Source organism: Butyricimonas sp. DFI.6.44 (assembly GCF_022132345.1).
Classification (GTDB): Bacteria; Bacteroidota; Bacteroidia; order Bacteroidales; family Marinifilaceae; genus Butyricimonas; species Butyricimonas muris.
The window spans coordinates 319,486-338,615 of sequence record NZ_JAKNJD010000004.1; the positions used below are offsets into that span (position 1 = coordinate 319,486).

The 19,130-nt window shown below is 47.0% G+C and carries 13 protein-coding genes; 11 read left to right on the top strand and 2 right to left on the bottom strand.

The window, feature by feature from the left end:
• Positions 1 to 60: 60 nt before the first annotated feature.
• Entirely contained in the window at positions 61 to 1,155 is a 1,095-nt protein-coding gene (locus L0M98_RS07800) for an ROK family protein (RefSeq protein ID WP_227215300.1), read from the top strand.
• A gap of 241 nt (positions 1,156 to 1,396) precedes the next feature.
• A complete protein-coding gene (locus L0M98_RS07805) occupies positions 1,397 to 2,902 on the top strand; it encodes a glutamine synthetase family protein (RefSeq protein ID WP_227215299.1) in 1,506 nt (501 codons plus the stop codon).
• 78 nt (positions 2,903 to 2,980) lie between these two features.
• Here L0M98_RS07805 and L0M98_RS07810 read toward each other — a convergent pair whose 3' ends face one another.
• Positions 2,981 to 5,071, bottom strand: coding sequence for a M3 family metallopeptidase (locus L0M98_RS07810; RefSeq protein WP_227215298.1), 2,091 nt, complete (start codon positions 5,069 to 5,071; stop codon positions 2,981 to 2,983).
• A gap of 381 nt (positions 5,072 to 5,452) precedes the next feature.
• Complete coding sequence (locus L0M98_RS07815) at positions 5,453 to 5,971, bottom strand: calycin-like domain-containing protein (protein ID WP_227215297.1); 519 nt, start codon at positions 5,969 to 5,971, stop codon at positions 5,453 to 5,455.
• A gap of 71 nt (positions 5,972 to 6,042) precedes the next feature.
• On the opposite strand from L0M98_RS07815, the gene L0M98_RS07820 reads away from it, so the two are divergent.
• The 9 genes from L0M98_RS07820 to L0M98_RS07860 all read left to right on the top strand — a co-directional run bounded on the left by L0M98_RS07820 (position 6,043) and on the right by L0M98_RS07860 (position 19,100).
• On the top strand, positions 6,043 to 6,507 hold the full coding sequence (locus L0M98_RS07820; protein WP_099290372.1) for a hypothetical protein: 465 nt from the start codon (positions 6,043 to 6,045) through the stop codon (positions 6,505 to 6,507).
• A 38-nt stretch (positions 6,508 to 6,545) separates the two neighbouring features.
• Positions 6,546 to 7,127, top strand: coding sequence for an RNA polymerase sigma factor (locus L0M98_RS07825; protein ID WP_237961681.1), 582 nt, complete (start codon positions 6,546 to 6,548; stop codon positions 7,125 to 7,127).
• Between the two features lie 385 nt (positions 7,128 to 7,512).
• Positions 7,513 to 8,655, top strand: coding sequence for a FecR family protein (locus L0M98_RS07830; RefSeq protein ID WP_227215296.1), 1,143 nt, complete (start codon positions 7,513 to 7,515; stop codon positions 8,653 to 8,655).
• A 187-nt stretch (positions 8,656 to 8,842) separates the two neighbouring features.
• On the top strand, positions 8,843 to 12,454 hold the full coding sequence (locus L0M98_RS07835; protein ID WP_227215295.1) for a SusC/RagA family TonB-linked outer membrane protein: 3,612 nt from the start codon (positions 8,843 to 8,845) through the stop codon (positions 12,452 to 12,454).
• A 16-nt stretch (positions 12,455 to 12,470) separates the two neighbouring features.
• Positions 12,471 to 13,916 carry a RagB/SusD family nutrient uptake outer membrane protein gene (locus L0M98_RS07840; protein WP_227215294.1) on the top strand — a complete coding sequence of 482 codons (1,446 nt, stop codon included), beginning with the start codon at positions 12,471 to 12,473 and terminating at the stop codon, positions 13,914 to 13,916.
• Between the two features lie 17 nt (positions 13,917 to 13,933).
• A complete protein-coding gene (locus L0M98_RS07845) occupies positions 13,934 to 14,836 on the top strand; it encodes a hypothetical protein (protein ID WP_227215293.1) in 903 nt (300 codons plus the stop codon).
• Between the two features lie 51 nt (positions 14,837 to 14,887).
• Complete coding sequence (locus L0M98_RS07850; RefSeq protein WP_099290378.1) at positions 14,888 to 16,297, top strand: hypothetical protein; 1,410 nt, start codon at positions 14,888 to 14,890, stop codon at positions 16,295 to 16,297.
• Between the two features lie 122 nt (positions 16,298 to 16,419).
• Positions 16,420 to 17,739 carry a TlpA disulfide reductase family protein gene (locus L0M98_RS07855; protein ID WP_099290379.1) on the top strand — a complete coding sequence of 440 codons (1,320 nt, stop codon included), beginning with the start codon at positions 16,420 to 16,422 and terminating at the stop codon, positions 17,737 to 17,739.
• Positions 17,736 to 19,100: a TlpA family protein disulfide reductase gene (locus tag L0M98_RS07860; RefSeq protein ID WP_227215292.1), complete on the top strand. Its 1,365-nt coding sequence runs from the start codon at positions 17,736 to 17,738 to the stop codon at positions 19,098 to 19,100. Before L0M98_RS07855 ends, L0M98_RS07860 begins: the two co-directional genes overlap by 4 nt.
• The last annotated feature ends 30 nt before the right edge of the window (positions 19,101 to 19,130 follow it).

Sequence of the window (19,130 nt, forward strand, 5' to 3'; positions counted from 1 at the left end):
TTTTCGATTCTCATGTTGTAGTCATAAATCGTCAGTCTTAAATCATAAATATAGAAAGTTATGTACCAGTTTGATAAAAGAATAGTGATGACGTTGGATGCCGGGGGTACGAATTTCGTGTTCTCTGCCATACAGTCCAACGCGGAAATCGTGACGCCGCTCACGTTGCCTTCCAACGGGGGGGATTTGGATAAATGCCTCGCGACGATGGTCACGGGGTTCGCCGCGATCAAGGAAAAGCTACCGGAAGCCCCCGTGGCAATCAGCTTCGCTTTTCCCGGTCCGGCGGATTACGTGAACGGGATTATCGGTGATTTGAAAAACTTGCCGGCGTTTCAAGGGGGAGTGGCGTTGAAAGCCTTTTTGGAACGGGAGTTCGGTATACCCGTGTTTATTAATAATGACGGTGATCTTTTCGCTTACGGGGAGGCGTTGGCGGGAGCCTTGCCGGAGGTGAACCGGATATTGCAGGAAGTGGGCAAAAACAAGGTGTACAAGAATCTGATCGGCATCACGCTGGGAACCGGGTTCGGGGGTGGTGTCGTGCGGGATCGGGAACTGTTTCTCGGGGATAATGGTGCTGCCGCCGAGGTATGGGTACTGCGTGACAAGCGGGAACCCCGTTACGGTGTGGAAGAGGGTATCTCTATACGGGCTATTCGGCGGGGATACGCTCGTTTGTCGGGTGACACACGTGATTTGACACCGAAAGATATATTCGATATTGCCGAGGGTACGCTTGACGGGGATGCGGAGGCGGCACGTGAGGCTTTCGCCCGTTCCGGGGAAGTGCTCGGGGAAGCTATCGCCTCGATGAATGCCGTGATTGACGGTATTGTCGTGATCGGTGGCGGTATTATCGCGGCTCATAAGTATCTGATGCCTGCCGTCATGCGGGAGTTGAACGGAAGCTTGTGCATGTATGACGGCTCCCCGGTCGATCGCATGGAAATGAAGGCTTTCTTCTTGGATGACCCGGCGGATCGTGAGGCATTCCTTGCCCCGACTACCCGGCAGATTATCATTCCGGGTACGACGGAAACGGTGGATTACGATCCTGTGAAACGTGCTGCCGTGGTGATAACGAGATTGGGTACAAGCAAGGCAATCGCTTTCGGGGCGTATGCCTTTGCGTTGAATGAACTGGATAAATGAGTTTATAATGTTTATAAAGTTCATAAGGTTAATAAAGTTTATAACATGACATAAGCTTGTAAATCTTGTGAACTTTATAAACTTTTTCGTATATTTGGAATGAACAAGAATTGTAAACTAGAAGAGAGTACATGAACCCTGATTACTTTTTCTGACGTTACTTCCCGGGTAAAGTTGTCGTGATCCCGCGACCGCTCTTTTTATTTTTTATTCTGAATTTTAATTTCTAAATTATATATTTATGAACCCTGATTACTCGTTGAACCCGCACGTTCTGGCGCGGTATCTACAAAAAGAACCGAAGAATTTTACCAAGGAGGACATCATTCGTTACGTGAGAGAGAATGATATAGAGATGATAAACTTCCGCTACCCCGGGGCGGACGGACGATTGAAGACATTAAACTTTATTATTAACAGTATCGAGCATCTTGATAATATCCTTACTTGTGGCGAACGAGTGGACGGATCGAGTCTTTTCCCTTATATAGAGGCGGGTTCGAGCGACCTCTACGTGTTGCCCCGCTATCGCACGGCGTTCCTCAACCCTTTCAGCCAGATCCCGGCGGTAGATATTCTTTGCAGTTTTTACACGAAGGACGGCAAACCTCTCGAAATGTCGCCCGAGTACGCCATGCGCAAGGCTCACGAGGCGTTACGGCAGGTAACGGGTATGGAATACGAGGTGATGGGAGAGTTGGAATACTACGTGGTAACCGAGGTGGAGAGTTATTTCGATATACCAGACCAGCGCGGGTATCACGAGTCGATGCCTTTCTGCAAAGGTCAGGAGTTGCGCGAGTTGGCAATGAAGTACATCGCTTCTACCGGGGGATTGATCAAGTACGGGCATTCCGAGGTGGGTAATTTCACGCTTGACTGCCAGTCGTACGAACAGAACGAGATAGAGTTCCTGCCTACCCGTATGGAAGACGCCGCCGATCAGTTGATGATTGCCAAATGGATACTCCGCACGCTGGCACACGAGTACGGGGTAGACTTGACATTTGCCCCGAAAATTACCGTGGGTAAAGCCGGTAGCGGTTTGCACATCCACACCCGTTTGAGCAAGGACGGCAAAAATGCCATGGTAGAAAACGGTAAGTTGACGGACAATGCCTTGAAGGCGATTGCCGGGTATCTTGATCTCGCACCTTCGTTGACCGCTTTCGGGAACACGAACCCGACATCGTATCTTCGGCTAGTGCCTCATCAAGAGGCGCCCACGAATATCTGCTGGGGAGATCGCAATCGTTCCGTGCTCGTGCGCGTACCGCTCGGTTGGACTAGCGGGGCGACACACATGATGCGTGATGCCAACCCGCTGGAACGCGTGGAAGAACATGATTACAGTAACAAACAAACGGTGGAATTTCGTTGTCCGGACGGTTCGGCAGACGTTTATCTTTTGATTGCCGGACTCGCCGTTGCCGCCCGCCACGGTTTCGAGATGAAAAATGCTTTGCAATATGCCCGTGAGCGTTACGTGGACGTGAATATTTTCGACGATGCCAACAAGGCGATAGCCGATAGGTTGAGCCATTTACCTACTTCTTGTCACGAGTCGGCACTCTGTCTTGAACAACAGCGCACCGTTTACGAGGAATATGGCGTGTTCGCTCCCGCTCTGATTGATGGTCTGATCGCCTCGCTTCGAAAATTCAACGATGCAGATCTCCGTGAACAACTCAAAAACGAGGATATCTCCGTGGAGGAATTGGTAGAGAAATATTATTATTGCGGGTAGAGGAGGAAAGGTAAAAACTAAAAGCTAAAAGTTGAGAATAGGAATATACTTTTAGCTTTTAGTTTTTTATCTTTTAACTTAATTCAGTCCGCTACGTTCCAGCAAAGCATCAACCGTCGGTTCTTGACCGCGGAAACGCTTGTAGAGTGTCATCGGGTTCTCGGAAGCACCTTTTTCCAGTACTTCACGGCGGAACGATTCGGCAGTGGCACGGTCGAAAATACCGTGTTGTTTGAAATGCGCGAACGCGTCGGCATCAAGTACCTCTGCCCATTTGTAACCGTAGTAACCGGCAGCGTATCCACCGGCAAAGATATGGCCGAAGGCGGGACAGAACGCGGTACCTTTCACGATAGGCATAATCTCCGTGCGTCCCATGGCACGTTGCTCGAAGTCAACGAGAGGCTCGGTAACAGGAGCGGTGATCGTGTGCCATGCCATATCCACCATACCGAAACTCAACTGGCGTTCGCTGGCGTATCCCGACTGGAAATTGGACGAACGTTTGATCTTGTCGATATATTCCTGCGGGATGGTTTCCCCGGTCTGGTAGTGGGTTGCCCATGTGTCCAGCCACTCTTTTTCAAGCGCGTAGTTTTCCATGAATTGCGAGGGCAGTTCCACGAAGTCGCGGGATACCCCGTCCATGGAAGTCGAACCGTAAGTACATTTGCCGAAGATGCCGTGTAATGCATGTCCGAACTCGTGGAGGAAAGTGGTTACCTCGTTGAAGGTCAAGAGTGACGGCAGCGTGTCTGTGGGTTGTGTGAAGTTCATCACGAGTGACACGAGAGGACGCTGGTCTTTGCCGTCCACCATCTTTTGCCCGCGGAAAGCGGTCATCCATGCACCGCCGCCCTTGCTTGCTCGCGGGAAAAAGTCCGTGTAAAGCACGGCGAGGAACGAGCCGTCATTATCGTATACCTCGTAAGTCTTCACCTCGGGGTGGTAGAGCGGAATATTAGTCACTTCCTTGAACGTGATACCGTAAAGACGGGTAGCGAGGTCGAATACACCTCGTTGCACGTTTTCCAGTTTGAAATAGGGGCGCAACATCTCGTCATCGAGAGCGTATTTATCTTGCATCAATTTATTGGAATAGTATGCCCAATCCCAACGTTGCAATTCACCTTTCAACCCCTTGGCGCGGGCGTAAGCTTCCACTTCCGCTTTATCTTGCAGCGCATGGCGGTGCGATGCCTCGTGCAATTGATCGATAAAGTTATTCACGATAGTCGGGGTGTTTGCCATCCGGTCGGTGAGGGCATAGTCGGCGTAGGTCGGGTATCCCAGCAATTTCGCTTTTTCCAGTCGTAGCGCTGCGATACGTTTTACCACTTCCTCGTTGTTATGTTCGTTGTTGCGGTATGCACGGGAGGCGTTGGCACGGTACATTTTCTCGCGCAGGTCGCGATTGTCGGCGTATTTCATGAAAGGTCCCATGCTCGGGTAATGGAGGGTAAATATCCAGCCTTCTTTGCCGCGCTGTTTGGCGGTCATGGCTGCCATTTCCTTCACTCCGTCGGGAAGTCCCGCGAGGTCTTTCGCGTCGGTCACGTGCAACTCGAAATCATTGGTTTCCGCCAGTTCGTTTTTATCGAACGTGAGGCTTAGTTTCGACAGTTCCACGGATATTTCCTTGAACCGTTCCTTGGCATCGCCTTCGAGATTCGCGCCGCCGTCGATAAACGCTTTCCACGTGTTCTCCAGCAAGGTCGTTTGTTCCGTGTTAAGATTCAACTTCTCTTTCTGCTCGTGTACTTGTTTCACGCGGGCGAAAAGAGCGGGGTTCATGTATATGGCGTTGCCGTGAGCGGTGAGTTTGGGCGATACGTTCTGCGCGATATCCTGCATCACGCTGTCCGTCAGGCAGGCGTTCAGGTTGAAAAATATACCTGCCACGTCACCCAACCGCTTGCCGGCACCGTCCAGTGCCACGATGGTATTCTCGAATGTCGGCGCTTCTTTCGAGTTGGCGATGCGGTCGATATCCCGTTGTGCTTCCTCGATGGCAGCGTCAAAAGCGGGTTCGTAATGCTCCGCTTTGATCTTGTCAAAAGGGGGCGTCTGGTGGGGTGTGGCGAAGTCCGCCAACAGCGGGTTATCGTTCGTCTTTCCGCAAGATGCCACAAGTAAAATGATTGCAGCCATAGATAATGTTTTTCTCATGTTATATTATATTTGTTATTACTCGAATTTCGGGCACGAAGTTACGAAATAATTGAAAATTGAAAATGGAGAATTGAAAATGATTTACAATGTTTCCAGAACTACCCTCAAAAAGAGGTTTAGATTGAAGACCTTATTATTATATATATTTAATCATTCAATCTAAAATAGAGCCTTGGCTCGCGGGAGTTTTTTTACCGGACGAGAAAAATAACAGGTCTCGTGCCTGTATAAGCATAAAAAATTGTATATTTGCCATATAACAACTAAAAAGAGAAGGTTATGTCAGCTTTTGTCAATCTTTTTATCCACTTTCTTGTATAATTTCCTTGCATATCCGACGGTCAATTATGGATAAATCCTATCCGGATATGTAGGGAATCACGGGATCGGCAATCTGGTTATTTTCCCCTTGAATACTATTTTAGGCTCCACGACGAAGGGGATGATTGAAACTGTAATATCTATGGCAAGACTATCGTTCTTGATAGTTCCTTCATGCGTGTAGGACATTTTGCGAGAACCGACGCTGACGTTGCCATTTCCCTTTAAGCTAAAGATGCCGTTAGTAGAGGTAATGGTTGCCGTTGCTGCGTCTACCGTGATGCCGCGCACGGGCATAGTGAAGTCTACCAGCTTGAGGGCGAGCGTTCCGTTCGTGTCCGCCTGTATCTCGATACCGCAGGGAATGGGACCTTCCGGTATCATGCCTTTGGCTTCAGGGGGCACCATCGCTTTCACGTGGTCGGGCAGCACGATGGTTGCTTCGCCGCGGTACACCCCGGGCAGCTTATTGATATCACCGGTACGGCGATCGGAACAGCTATTACAGGAGGTAAACAAAACGGGTACCGATACGAAAACAACCAGCAAGATAGTAAAGAAAATGTTCTTGTTCATGAACTATGGATTTATTTTTGTATTTTCGAGCGCTAAAAATAGAAACTTTTAGACGAAAAACCATCAGGATTATGAAATTTATAGGACAACTTATTCTCGTTTTGTTTGTTACCGCCGGGATGGCAGGTGTTGTATCAGCGGGAGCCAAGGACAAAAAAGATCACGGGGCAGCCGTTGCCGGAACGTACGACGGGAAGGCATACATTGAGATCATGCAGCGGGAATTGCCGTTGAAATTAGAATTGAAACGGATACACCGTGATAGCGTGATCGTCGAGGTGACGGACTTCGTGCTGCCCACGGGACAGAAGTTCAGCTATCGTTCTGCGGGAGTATCCGTGAAACCGGAAGTGAAAGACGGCAAAACGGTGTACAAGTTGAACATTTCTTTTACCTATAATTATAATAGTATGCCGATGCGCGTAACTGCCACGGGAACGATCACCGACGGGGAACTGAATTCAACGGTGAAAGCGGTTATCATGGACGCCATGGAAACGAAAGTAACCTATAAAGCGAAGTGTACGACAAAGTAGTGAAAAGGCACGCGTACTGGATTTAGGGGATACGGCTAATGATACATCAGGAGGAAAAGATAATTCGTTACTTGAAAGAAAAAAACGCGGAATGCGTGAAGATGATATTTGATAATTATTATCAAGTATTGTGCTTGTTCGCTTTGCGTTTCGTGCATTCTTTCGAGGATGGGGAGGATGTGGTGCAGGAGGTGTTGGTAAACTTCTGGGAGAAGAAAAGAGGAACCGTGTTCGAGGGTTCCTTGAAGTCGTATTTGTTCGGGGCAGTACAAAAAGAAGCGCTATATATGATACGTCAGTCGGGGCGTCTGGTTTTCGAGGAAATCGGGAATTACTCGGATGTATTGCTTGACGAGGTATCTGTCGAACGTGAAGAAGATATTAACGCCCGTCGGGAGAAATTACAAAAAGAAATACAGCGATTGCCGGAGAAATGCCGGGAAGTATTCATCGCTATCGTGTTGGAAGGCTTGAGTTACAAAGAGGTTGCCGATAAACTGGGTGTTTCTGTCAATACCGTCAAAACGCATTACGCAAGAGCATTGAAACAATTGCGTGATAACCTCGATACGATTATCCTGTTGATTTTACTACGGCTAAGAAAATTGGTGATGTCCTGAGCTTTTCCCTATGCCTCCGCTTCATTACACCTATTCTTCTCTCTATCTTCATTAATTGTAATTAATGAATAAAACTTTTGTAATCCTATTGTTATTCTATTTTAATAGAATGACAATAGAATAACAGTGCTTGTAATTAAGGTGTAACACCTTGTTATATAAGGCAAAACACATTCTTGGCGAGAAATAATATTAAGTATAGAATATTCGTTAATGACGAAGATATTCAAATAAAAAAAATGTGTCCGGAGTATGAATTTTGTATCCCGTTAAATGTTTGATTCAGAATGATTAATAGCCGTTGAGATTTTTTTTACGAAAAAACTTCGTTTTCCTTTCACCCATATTCGTTAAAAGTGCAGTATGTAAGAAACGAAGGAGAGATATGCAGGAAAACATACATCAATGGATAGCTGACTACACGGAAGGTTCTATCAGCCGGGAAGATTTTAAGAGGCTGGAGGCGTGGATTGAGCAGACGCCGGAAAACAAGGTTATTTTCGAGGATAGCCTTCGGGTGTACAGGGAAGCACACGGGATCGGTTTTATGGATAGGATGGATCGGGAACGTTCATGGAAAGTGTTGGAACGTAAATTGAAACGACGTGACCGGGTAAGAATGATTCGGGTTATGGCGGCGGCTTCGGTATTGCTTGCCGTTATGATCGGGACGTGGTTATTGCTGCCCGTAAAACAAAGAACGATGGTGATTCCGGTTGCGGAAGTTATTCCCGGGAATGCTTCCGTGATACTGCACATGGCTGACGGGAAGAGTGTTAACCTGAAAAACGAAGAGGCGTTGGGATTGGTGGAGAAGGACGGTACGGAGATTACCAAGGATACTGCGAGTGCGCTCGTTTATCATGTAAACGAGAAAGTTGCCAAAAGCGTGTTGCATACCGTGGAAGTACCGGTTGGCGGGGAATTTGATCTAACCTTGGCTGACGGTACGCGGGTGTGGTTGAATTCCGACACGAAGTTCCGTTTTCCGACCTATTTCTCGGGGGAAACACGAGAGGTGTACGTGGAGGGCGAAGCCTATTTTGTCGTGAGTAAAGACGCGGAGCATCCCTTTATCGTGCACACGGGTGGAGCCCGGGTGAAGGTATTGGGTACGGAATTTAATTTATGCGCTTACCCGGAAGAGAGAGTCGTTACGACACTGGCGAAAGGGAAGGTGGAGGTTGCCGACGGAACGTGTAAAGTCTGTCTTCAGCCGGGAGAACAGGCGGTATACAACAAGAGCGTGAATAATATAGAGGTGCGTAAGGTGGATGCTGCGCTTTATTCATCGTGGTTGAAAGGCGTGTTCGAGTTCGAAAATATGTCCTTGCGGGAGATCGGGAAACAATTATCCCGCTGGTATGGTGTTATTTTCGAGTTCGATGACGTGGGGATCGGGGATCGGCGTTTCACGGGGGGAATAAAGAAATATATCCCCCTGTACCAATCCCTCGATATACTGGAAAAGACGACGAACGTGATGTTCAGGATAAAGGATAACGTGATACAGGTACAATCGAAGTAATAAAGTGAGGACGGGTGATAAAAAGCGGAGAATGGTACCAGCATCCCCCGCTCACGTGTAACTCGTTCCTCTTAACTGATAAAAGTCAAGTTGGAATAACGTAAAATTGATTTGCAAAATTATGGAAAAAAGGCGAATTATTCGCTGTCTCCTGCGACAAACTCGAGATGGTAACTCTTTTTTGATTATGAAACTAACAATTGTTTTGACAATTCTCCTGTCTATTAGTGCTTTTGGAGAAGTGGCTTCCCAGAACGTGAGTCTGAAATGCGAGAATGTCTTGTTGAGAGAGGTATTTAAATCGTTGAAACAGCAAACAGGTTACCTGTTCGTGTTCAACGAGGAGGAATTGGACAAAGCGGCCCGGGTAAGCGTGAGTATCAACAATTCCACCTTGGCGAAAGCCTTGGATAGGGTGTTACGGGGATTGCCTTACACGTACGAGATTATTGACGATATGGTGGTGATAAAACCCGCCCCGGTGAAGACGACCGCGCGTGATTCCGTGGGGCGGAAAGTAGAGGTGAAAGGTGTGGTGAAGGATTGCAAAGGCGAACTGTTGCCGGGTGTTACCGTGTTGATCAAGGGAACGGCTATCGGCGTGGCAACGAACGTGAACGGGGAGTACACGATAGCGTTAGATCCCAAGAAACAGTCCTTGTTGTTTTCCTTTATTGGGATGAGAACCAAGGAAGTGGTTTGGGACGGACAGAAAAGACTGGATGTCGTGCTGGACGACGACTGTGTTAGCATGGACGAAGTTGTGGTGACCGGCTACCAGACAATCGACAAACGGAAGTTGACAAGTTCGATTTCTTCCCTGACGGACAAAGATCTGGATTTTAGGGGTGCGTTGACGGTAGACCAGATGTTGGAAGGAAAGGTTCCCGGGTTACTTGCGATGACGTTGAGTACCATGCCGGGAGCCGCTACCAAGATGCGTTTGCGGGGAAGCAGCACGTTCACGGGAACACGCGAGCCATTGTGGGTAATCGACGGGATTATTTACGAGAATCCGGTGCCCCTCTCCGCCGACGAGATTAATAGCTGGGATAATATTAATCTGATCGGTAACGCTATCACGGGTTTGAACCCGCAGGATATCGAGCGTATCGACGTGTTGAAAGATGCTTCTGCCACGGCTATTTACGGTACCCGTGCGGCGAACGGCGTGATCGTGGTGACGACGAAGACGGGAAAGGTCGGTAAGACTTCTTTGAGCTATAATTTTAACGCAGGCTTCATGCGACGCCCGACCTATGACGATTTCGAGTTGATGAACTCGAAGGAACGCGTGGAGGTTTCCCGCGAGATTATGGACAGGGGATTGTATTTCGAGTACACGCCCCAGCGCATGGGATACGAGGGGTTGATGATGGACTACTGGGACAAGAAAATATCTTTCGCCGAGTTCCAACAAGGGGTTTCCGAGATGGAAGGACGCAACACGGATTGGTTCGGGGCATTGTTCCGTAACTCTTTCAGCCAGTCGCATGATATCAGTCTTTCCGGCGGTAACGAGAATACCCGGTATTATTTCTCTTTTGGCTATTCCAGTAATAAAGGTACCGAACGGGGGACTGACTTGCAGCGGTTAACCGCCCGCATGAATTTATCGACTCGTCTGCGGGATAATATTCTGTTGGATATACGTTTGAGCGGTTCGTTGCAGGACGCGGATTACAATCCCGGTGATTATTCCGCTTTCGACGAGGCATACTACACGAACCGGACGATCCCGGTGCGAAATGCTGACGGGTCTCTGTATTACGTGGACAGGAATGTGAACGTGAATCGTACGGCAAACACGAACGTGTACGCCGGGTATAATATACTGAACGAGTTCGCTAATGGCGGTAACAATATCGTGAACAAGAGTTTGAATCTGACGGCTTCCTTGAATTGGGAGATTCTGCCTAATCTGCGCTACATGGGAACGGTGGGATTGACGACGACGACAAACCTCACTGAGGAATGGATGGGAGAGAAGAGTTTTTACGTGGCTGATTTGCGCGGGTGGGATTACGGCGAGAGACCCGCAGGTGACGTGCCACCGAAGAATATCATAGATGGCGGCGTGTATTCCAATAGTTCGATGAACCAGTACGATTGGACGGTGCGTAACCAGTTGAATTATAATTTCACGATAAAGGAGATACATCATTTTAACGTAGATTTCGGACAGGAAGCGAAGTCCACGATCTACAAGGGAACGGCAAGCGGGCAGTTCCCGGGATATATGAACGAGCAGGGAAAAACGTTCAGTCGTTTTCCTGTGGTGCAGAACGGGGTGGACTACGAGTACACGCAAGCTCTGAAATACTGGTTCTTGCAGAGTGGCGGCGTATTCCCCACGATCACCGACCGTAGGGAAAATGCCTTGTCCTTTTACGCGACGATGACTTACACGTTCAAGAACCTGTACTCCCTGAACTTCAATATCCGTAACGACGGTTCCAACCGTTTCGGGCAATACAAGAACGAGAAGTTCAATCCTGTGTGGTCAGTTTCCGGTCGTTGGAACATCAATGACGAATCTTTCATGAATTGTTCGTGGATCGAGACGCTGGCTCTTCGCGGTTCATACGGTTATCGCGGTAACGTGCCGAACGCCAGCCCTTACATGGTTATCGATACCCCGCGGAAACAAACGGCTTCCGGGGAGTTGGGTGCGCTGGTACAATCTTTCCCGAACGCCAACCTGAAGTGGGAGAAGACGTCGACGGTGAATATCGGTTTGGATTGGTCGTTCCTGCACGGGCGGATCAGTGGCGCGTTGGAATATTATTATAGCAAATCGGTGGACTTGATCACGGATCGCCCGGTTTCTCTCGTGAACGGGATGACTTCCTTGAAAATCAATGACGGTTCGGCGATGAACAAGGGGATTGATTTCAATATTTCCACGAGAAATATAGACACGGAGAATTTTAAATGGCGGACTACCCTGTCCTTCTCCCACACGAAGAATACCGTGATGCGGGGAGCGGAAGTGATCGAGGGAAGTGTCAACACGTATAGTAATTACGTGAGTGGTTCGGTGGTGAAAAAAGGGGTGTCGGTGGACGGGTTTTATTCGTACCAGTTCGACTGTTTGGACGAGTACGGATTACCGCGTTTCAAGAACTTGACGGGTAATTCGTCCAACATGACGAAAGAAGAGTTCTTGAGCCATATATTCACTTATTCCGGTACGCGTACCCCGTCGGCATTCGGTAGTTTCTCCACGGAATTTATGTACAAGCGTCTTTCCTTGCGGGCTGAATTCTCTTATAAATTCGGCTACAAGGTGCGTATGTTGAGGCTTTACAAGGACAACGGGAATATCTTGCCTTACCCGGAGGATAACATGAATAAAGTGATGGCGAAGCGTTGGAGAACTTCTGGCGATGAAGCGATCACGAATATTCCGGCTCTCTCGAACGCGACCTTGAGTATCCCAGGAGCGGATACTTACCCGAGCGAGGCGGAGGCTTATATGTACACGATGGTAGATGTTCCGTTCCGGAGTGCTGCGGGACCGCAAACGAATGCGGGGTGGTACATGTATGATTATTCGGATTTGCGGGTGGCTAAAGGCGACCATATCCGTGTGCGGGCGATCTCCTTGGGGTATAGTTTGAAAGGTGACTGGATGAAAAAAGCGGGTATCAATGGTTTGCGCATGGATTTTCAAGTACAGAATATCGGGGTGATCGTGTTCGACAAGAAACTGAAAGGACAAGACCCGGATCAAGTGCAATCTATCGGTATGCCGACTTTACCGACGTATAATCTAAGTGTGAACGTGAATTTCTAACCGATAATAAGAGTTTATGAAAAGGGTATATATATATTTATTGATGGGTATTCTTTTGGCTTCCGCTTGTAGTGATTTCCTGAAGGAAGAAGATAAAGATCAGGTTATCCCGCGTACCGTGGAGCATTTCTTGCAGACCTTGCACCGGGTGGCTTTTATCCAGAACATGACGAATTACACGACGGAGTTCATGACTGACGATATCGAGGAGAACCGGAAGACCTCGACGAACGAGAAGAATTTGTACAAGAGCCTGTATACCTGGCAGAGGGATGTCGAGATGGATGGGAACGGGGATAAATCGACCGTAAATCAATCTTGGGAAATATTGTATCGTCTGGTGCTGTTCACTAATTACGTGATGGAGAATATTGATAAGGCGATAGGGGAAGATAACGAGAAAGCTTTCGTTCGGGGTGAGGCGTATTTCGTTCGGGCTCGTTCTTATTTCGAGCTGGTGAACTTGTATGCCAAGCATTACGATGCTGCCACCGCCGCATCTGAACTTGGAGTGCCGAAACGCTTGGGCACGGGAGTCGAGGAAACATACACGCGTGCCTCTGTCGCCGAGATTTATAATCTGATCGAATCGGATTTGAAAACTGCTATACGGGAGTTTGAGAAAAGCGGGTTGAAGAAGTCCTTGTGGCACCCGAACGCCATGACCGCGAAGTTGTTATTGTCAAGGGTGTATCTCTATAAATGCGATTGGGATAATTGTATAGATTATACTACACAGGTTATCAACACGACGGGTGGAATGTTGTGGAATCTAAAAGAACACCAAGGTACTTTCGTGAACACGACGAATCCCGAGATATTACATGTTTACGGAGATCCGAGTTCTCTCGTCGGGTCGGGCGATTTGGCAACGCCACATATTTACGGTTCCACGAATGTTACTTACGGTGTGTCTTCCGATATGATGGCTACATTCTTGCAGGGCGATTTGCGTGCCGACCAATACGTCAAGACGGTCATGGGGATGGGGATTCCTGCGAAATGGCTGGGGGGATTCACGGATTTGGGAGGCTTTAATTTCCGAGTGTCCGAGGCGTACTTGAACCGTGCAGAGGCGTATGCTGCGAAGGATATGGATGCCGAGGCTTACGAGGACGTGAAGAAGTTGGTCGAAAACCGGGTGAAGGACATGAGCGTGCTCTCGATACCTTCCAAGGGGTTGGAGCTGAAACGGTTTATCTTTAACGAACGCCGCCGGGAACTGTGTTACGAGGGACATCGCTGGTATGACTTGAAACGGACGAAGTTGTTTGCCAAACAGATTGACCACAAGTTCACGCTGGTGAATAGTACCGGCGGAATCACGGGTACGGAAATTTATATGCTGACACCCAACGATCCCAATTACGTGTACCCGATTCCCCAAGCGGAGATGGATCGTAACGGGGCGATGGAGCAAAACGGACGCGTGGAGAAACTGCCGATAAAAGAGGACTATTAAACGGATAATTGAAAAAGATGATGAAAAGATATAGCTTGTGTTTATTGATCGGAATATTGTGTACGTTCTGGTCATGCAGTGATGACGAGGATGTTACGCCTTCGTTGAAGGACGAGGACCGATTGGAAGCGTTAATCGATAAGTCGAACGCCGATATAATGGCTTTCAAGGAAAAATACGGAACGTATATATTGTACCAGTTCGATCTGTTGCGGGACTTTGCCTACCAGTTCGAGCAAGCGAGCTCTTGGCGGGAAGCGAAATTGACTTATCTGGAAAAAGAAGATGTACCGGGTGCCGTGGCTTTTCTGGAGGAACATTTCTTTAATTGCTACCGGGATACGGTGAAGTTGAATATGTTGCCTCGCAAGTTTTTAATTTGTAGTAAGGTGTACGGCGGTGTTTTGGGAATTTCAAACTCGGACGGGGGAAAAACTGGTTTGCATGACGCTGTGGTGAACATGAACAGTTTCACGGTAGCCCGACTCGACCGGGTTACACTGGCAGCCATGTCCGTGGAAAGGCAGAACGAATTCGTGCGGCAGATACATTATATGTTCTTGGGCGGGTATATCGTGAACGTGAAACGGAATATCTTCGTGGAAAACTTGTTCTTTGACCCTGCGGCTAAATTGTACGGGACGAGAGTCGAGCGGGAAAAGGGAGAGATACTACCGGATGAATATTACATGAGCCGCGGTTTCTTCCCGATCACGGATAAAGAACAGTATTATTACCCGCTCCAGATGGAGGATTTGAGCACGTTCGTGGAGCATCTGGTGAAGATGGATGAAGAAACAAAAGAAACGGTATGGGAGGAATCCGTCATGCGGACTAAAATGCAGTATGTTGCTAGAAGTTTAAAAGCTATTGGGGTTGATATTGTTAAGATAAACCCGCTGGCAGAGGATTTTTTATAAAGAATAGAATAGTGTAACTTAATTGAAGTACCAACTTAAAATGAATGAATTATGAAAAAGTGGAAAAATTATTTATTGTCAATCTTGGCTGTAGCCGGTTGTGTTGCTTGTTCGGATGATGATCCCGGGATGCCTCCCGTTATTGATGGAAACGACGTGAGTCTCGAGATTAAAAGGGATACGGCAGATGTTTACAGGATTAGCTTGCCGATCACCTCTGAAGAAGGTTTGGCTAAGGTGTCATTGATTGATAACGCAACGAACAAAACGATCAATGAACAAACTTCTTTCTCTAACCCGAACAATCATACTTATACCTATGATTTCGACCTTACCCCGTACACGGACAACACGATAGTGATGTTGACCTTGAAAATAGAGGATCAAGCCGGACAGATCGTGAACAAGAAAATCACGTTGACGGTGAAGAAGTTTTCGGAACTGGATGTGCGGTTTGCGGCAGAAGGGACGATTACGACTCAATTTGAGGATTGTAACTTGAAGGTAACTGTGGTACGCGGAATGATACCGTTGAAAGAGATTCAAGTGTATGTAGATACTAAGTTGTCAAGTTCTTTTGACTTAACTCTTGAAGCAGAACAGTCAAAATATGACTTTAACGTGCTTGTTGAAGGCTTGGAGATGGATGATAACACGGTGAAAGTTGTGGTAATTGACGAAAAGGAGCAAGAATTTGCCAAAGAGATAACCGTGAAACGTATAGCGGCAAAGACATGGGGTGATCTGTATGCCGCACTATATGATCCAAATCCGGCTTGGCAGGGAATGATGGCTTCTGAGATATCCTTTAATGACACGAAGCCTGGCGATCTACCCGGTACGGATAAATTGTATCGGATATCGATCTATCCGGCAATGGATAACGGTACGACGGCCGATTTTGAATATGACGGAAACAAAATCACGAAAATGACAATTCGTAGAGTTGATTCAGGAATGGGGTCATTCGATGAACTGAGTGTTGATGCTGTGTATGTTTATAGCTATAATGAAGACGGAGAATTGGTAAAAGTAGTTTATACTGATGAAAATAATGATACGAGAGATTATATTACTGATGTAATTTATGAAAGTGGAAATATAAAGAGTTATAAGATCGACGGGACGGAATACACCCCGACCTATCTGGAGAAGAACGGAACTCTTGTTCGAGTTGATTATCAGGATGCTGATTTGTCAGGTAAGACTTACGGATTTGCCACAGGAAAGGATTTACAACCTAATTCTCTGTTTATAACCGGTTTGCCTGCTGTGGTGCCGGGAACGATTGGCGGAATTGATTTCAATTATTTCTATAATCGCTATTTATTTGATACGTTAAGTGAAGGAGCTTCTGTTCTTATTGATTATGACGTTACATCGATTATGGATGGTCGTCAAGTCGTGGAATGGGTTCAAGACGGACAGGAAATGACGATGAAATACATTTTTAACGATTAGATTTTTTCACGGAAGCGAGTCAAAAGTCTTTTTACTTTAACAACTCCCTCGCTTTGCATTGCTGACCGAGGGAGTTTGAATAGACTTTTGGCATGCTTTCGTGAAATATAATAGTTTACTATATGAAAAACTTATATTATTTATCTCTTCTTCTCTTTTGCGTGGCTTGTGGCCCGAAAGCGCCGACAAACGAGCAATTGAAGGATCTATGCAGGAATGCGGCGTTTGCCGTGGCAGATCAGCAGGAAGAAGCTGGTAAAAGCAAAGCCTTTCAGGAGGTTGTCGAGAAGGGTGTAAAAGAATTTGATATAAACAAGATTGCACCGGAACAGATTCATTTTGTCTTCCAAGAGGGAGGGATTCCTTTAAATAGATATTTAAGGGATTGGTTGGCTCCGGTGTTGGAACAAAAAGCAAAATTGGAGGGCAGGGAAGGTGCTGAATATACTTTTTATCGTTGGAGATATCTGCCTTCGGCTGATAATTATAGCGAAGGTAAGGAAATGGAAAGAACGGCTTACAAGGCTGTCGTGACACATCCCTTGATGGCGGATTTCTTGTTGAGTAATAATGAAGCCATGACAGACGTGATAAACGGTGCTACCCGATTGAAAGCTGATACTTGGGTAGAACTGGGGATATTTGATCATATAAAATCCTTACTGGATTTGGCACTGTCGGACGAGTCTGTTTTCGCTTCGATGGGTGTGTTTAATACTGCTTTCACGGCGGAAAAACTCTCTGCCGGGGAAAAAGACGAAATTCGGCAAAAAGTGTTGAAGCAATATACAAACCTGTTAGATAATGAACATTATGCCAAGGGAAGAAGGCGTGTACGGGTGGAAGAAGCGATTCAGTATCTGCAAGGTCCTTATGCCACGGGTACTTTAGTGGGTAACAAAGCCCCGAGGCTGGATATTATCTGGATCAGTAGGGGAAAAGAAAAGAGCCTCGATGATTTGAAAGGAAAAGTGGTCGTGTTGGATTTCTGGGCTACAAAATGTGCTCCCTGCGTGAGTATATTCCCGAATATGCGGGAATTGGAAAAGAGGTACGCGAAATATCCGGTGGAAATTATCGGGGTGACTTCTATCATGGGCTATCACGTGGATATGAAACACGGCAAGACAATCAAGACGGAAGGAAAACCCGATTACGAGATAGAGTTGATGCAGGCGTTAATGAAAGACATGGAGATCTCGTGGCGGGTGGCTTTTACCGAACAGAACGTGATGAATATGGATTATGGAGTGACAAGTATTCCCCATATCGTGATTCTTGATGCGGAGGGGAACGTGAGATATAACGGAACGGATCCGTTTGAAGCCCCGTATCACAAGGCTGAAAAGATAGATGCGTTGTTGAAGGAAGCCGGGTTGCGTTACCCGTCAAGCCCGATGGAAACAGTAGATTATAGTAAAAATCAAAACGAATCGTTATGAGAATATATTTGTTTTTCCTGTTGTTCGTGGCGACCGTTTGGGGATGCGGTGATACCCCGAAAAAGGTGGAGTTGAAAGACTTGGTTTTCAAGTGTATGATTTCCGAGCCTCAAGAAGGAGAGAAGTTGCTCGTTACAATTAACGAGCGGGAACAGGCTTTCGATGTGCCGGCAAACGGAATTGTCGAAATAAAAGTTCCGCGTATCGCCCCTCAATATTCAGGAATTACTTACGGGCGCAAATATTACCCGCTTTATCTGGCAGGGGGAGAACCGGTTATTATGGCGTTTTCTGGGAATGCAACCAACTGGAAAAGAACTTTTTCCGGTAATTGTAAGGAGATCAACGAGTATTTGTCTTCTGCCATAGCCCCTTTGGAATCTTCCAGTTTCTTGCGAGATGAAGAGGAATTGAAGAAGGAATCGGAAAAAGTGTTGGCAAGGAATATCAAGAATTTGGAAAGTAAAGTGTTACCGGAAGATTTCGTGAAAACAGAGAGAGAACGTTTGCGTTATTACGTGTACGGTTCGTGGAACACGTATCGCATGAATCATCGGTGGATGGCGGGTGACGAGAATTTCGAGCCTTCGGAAGTTTATTACGCGACCATGCGGGAATTGGCTAAAGAAAATACGGATTTGGTCGGGTTGAAGACTTATCGCCGTTTCGTGCAGAAAGCCGTGGAAGTTATGGCGGGTAAAGGCGAATCCGATATAACGCCGGATAAACTGATCGATCGGGAAGTGAAGTATATTATTGATAATTACAAGGATTCGACGTTGTTGAGTGATCTGATACATCATTATATTTTTGACTACGTGTCCGACCACGGTGCGGGAGAGAAGGAAGAGTTGGTAACGTATTACAAACAATACGTGAAAGACAAGAAGTTACTGGAGGATTTCGATCAGGTATGTGCAACTTGGAGTAGATTGAAACCGGGAGATCCTTCACCGGAATTTAATTTCGCGGACGCGAAGGGAGATTTTGTATCATTGGAATCGTTGCGGGGCAAGTTCGTGTATATTGATCTTTGGGCATCATGGTGTGGTCCTTGTCGGCGGGAAATCCCCTATTTGAAAGCATTGGAGAAGAAATTCGAGGGGAAGCCGATCACTTTTGTCAGCATCTCGTGTGATAATGACGCGGAAGCTTGGCGCAAAGCCATGGAAGAAGAAAACGTATCGGGAATCCAATTACACATGAACGGAGATCTGGCGTTCGCGAAGGCTTACGTGGTAAGCGGTATCCCTCGTTTTATCCTGCTCGATAAAGAAGGGCGAATCGTGGATGCGCATATGACGATGCCCTCTGACCCGAACACGGAGAAAACTCTTCAAAGTTTTTTGGAGATGAAGTGATATTATTACTTGGACTTTTTCGAGATAGGA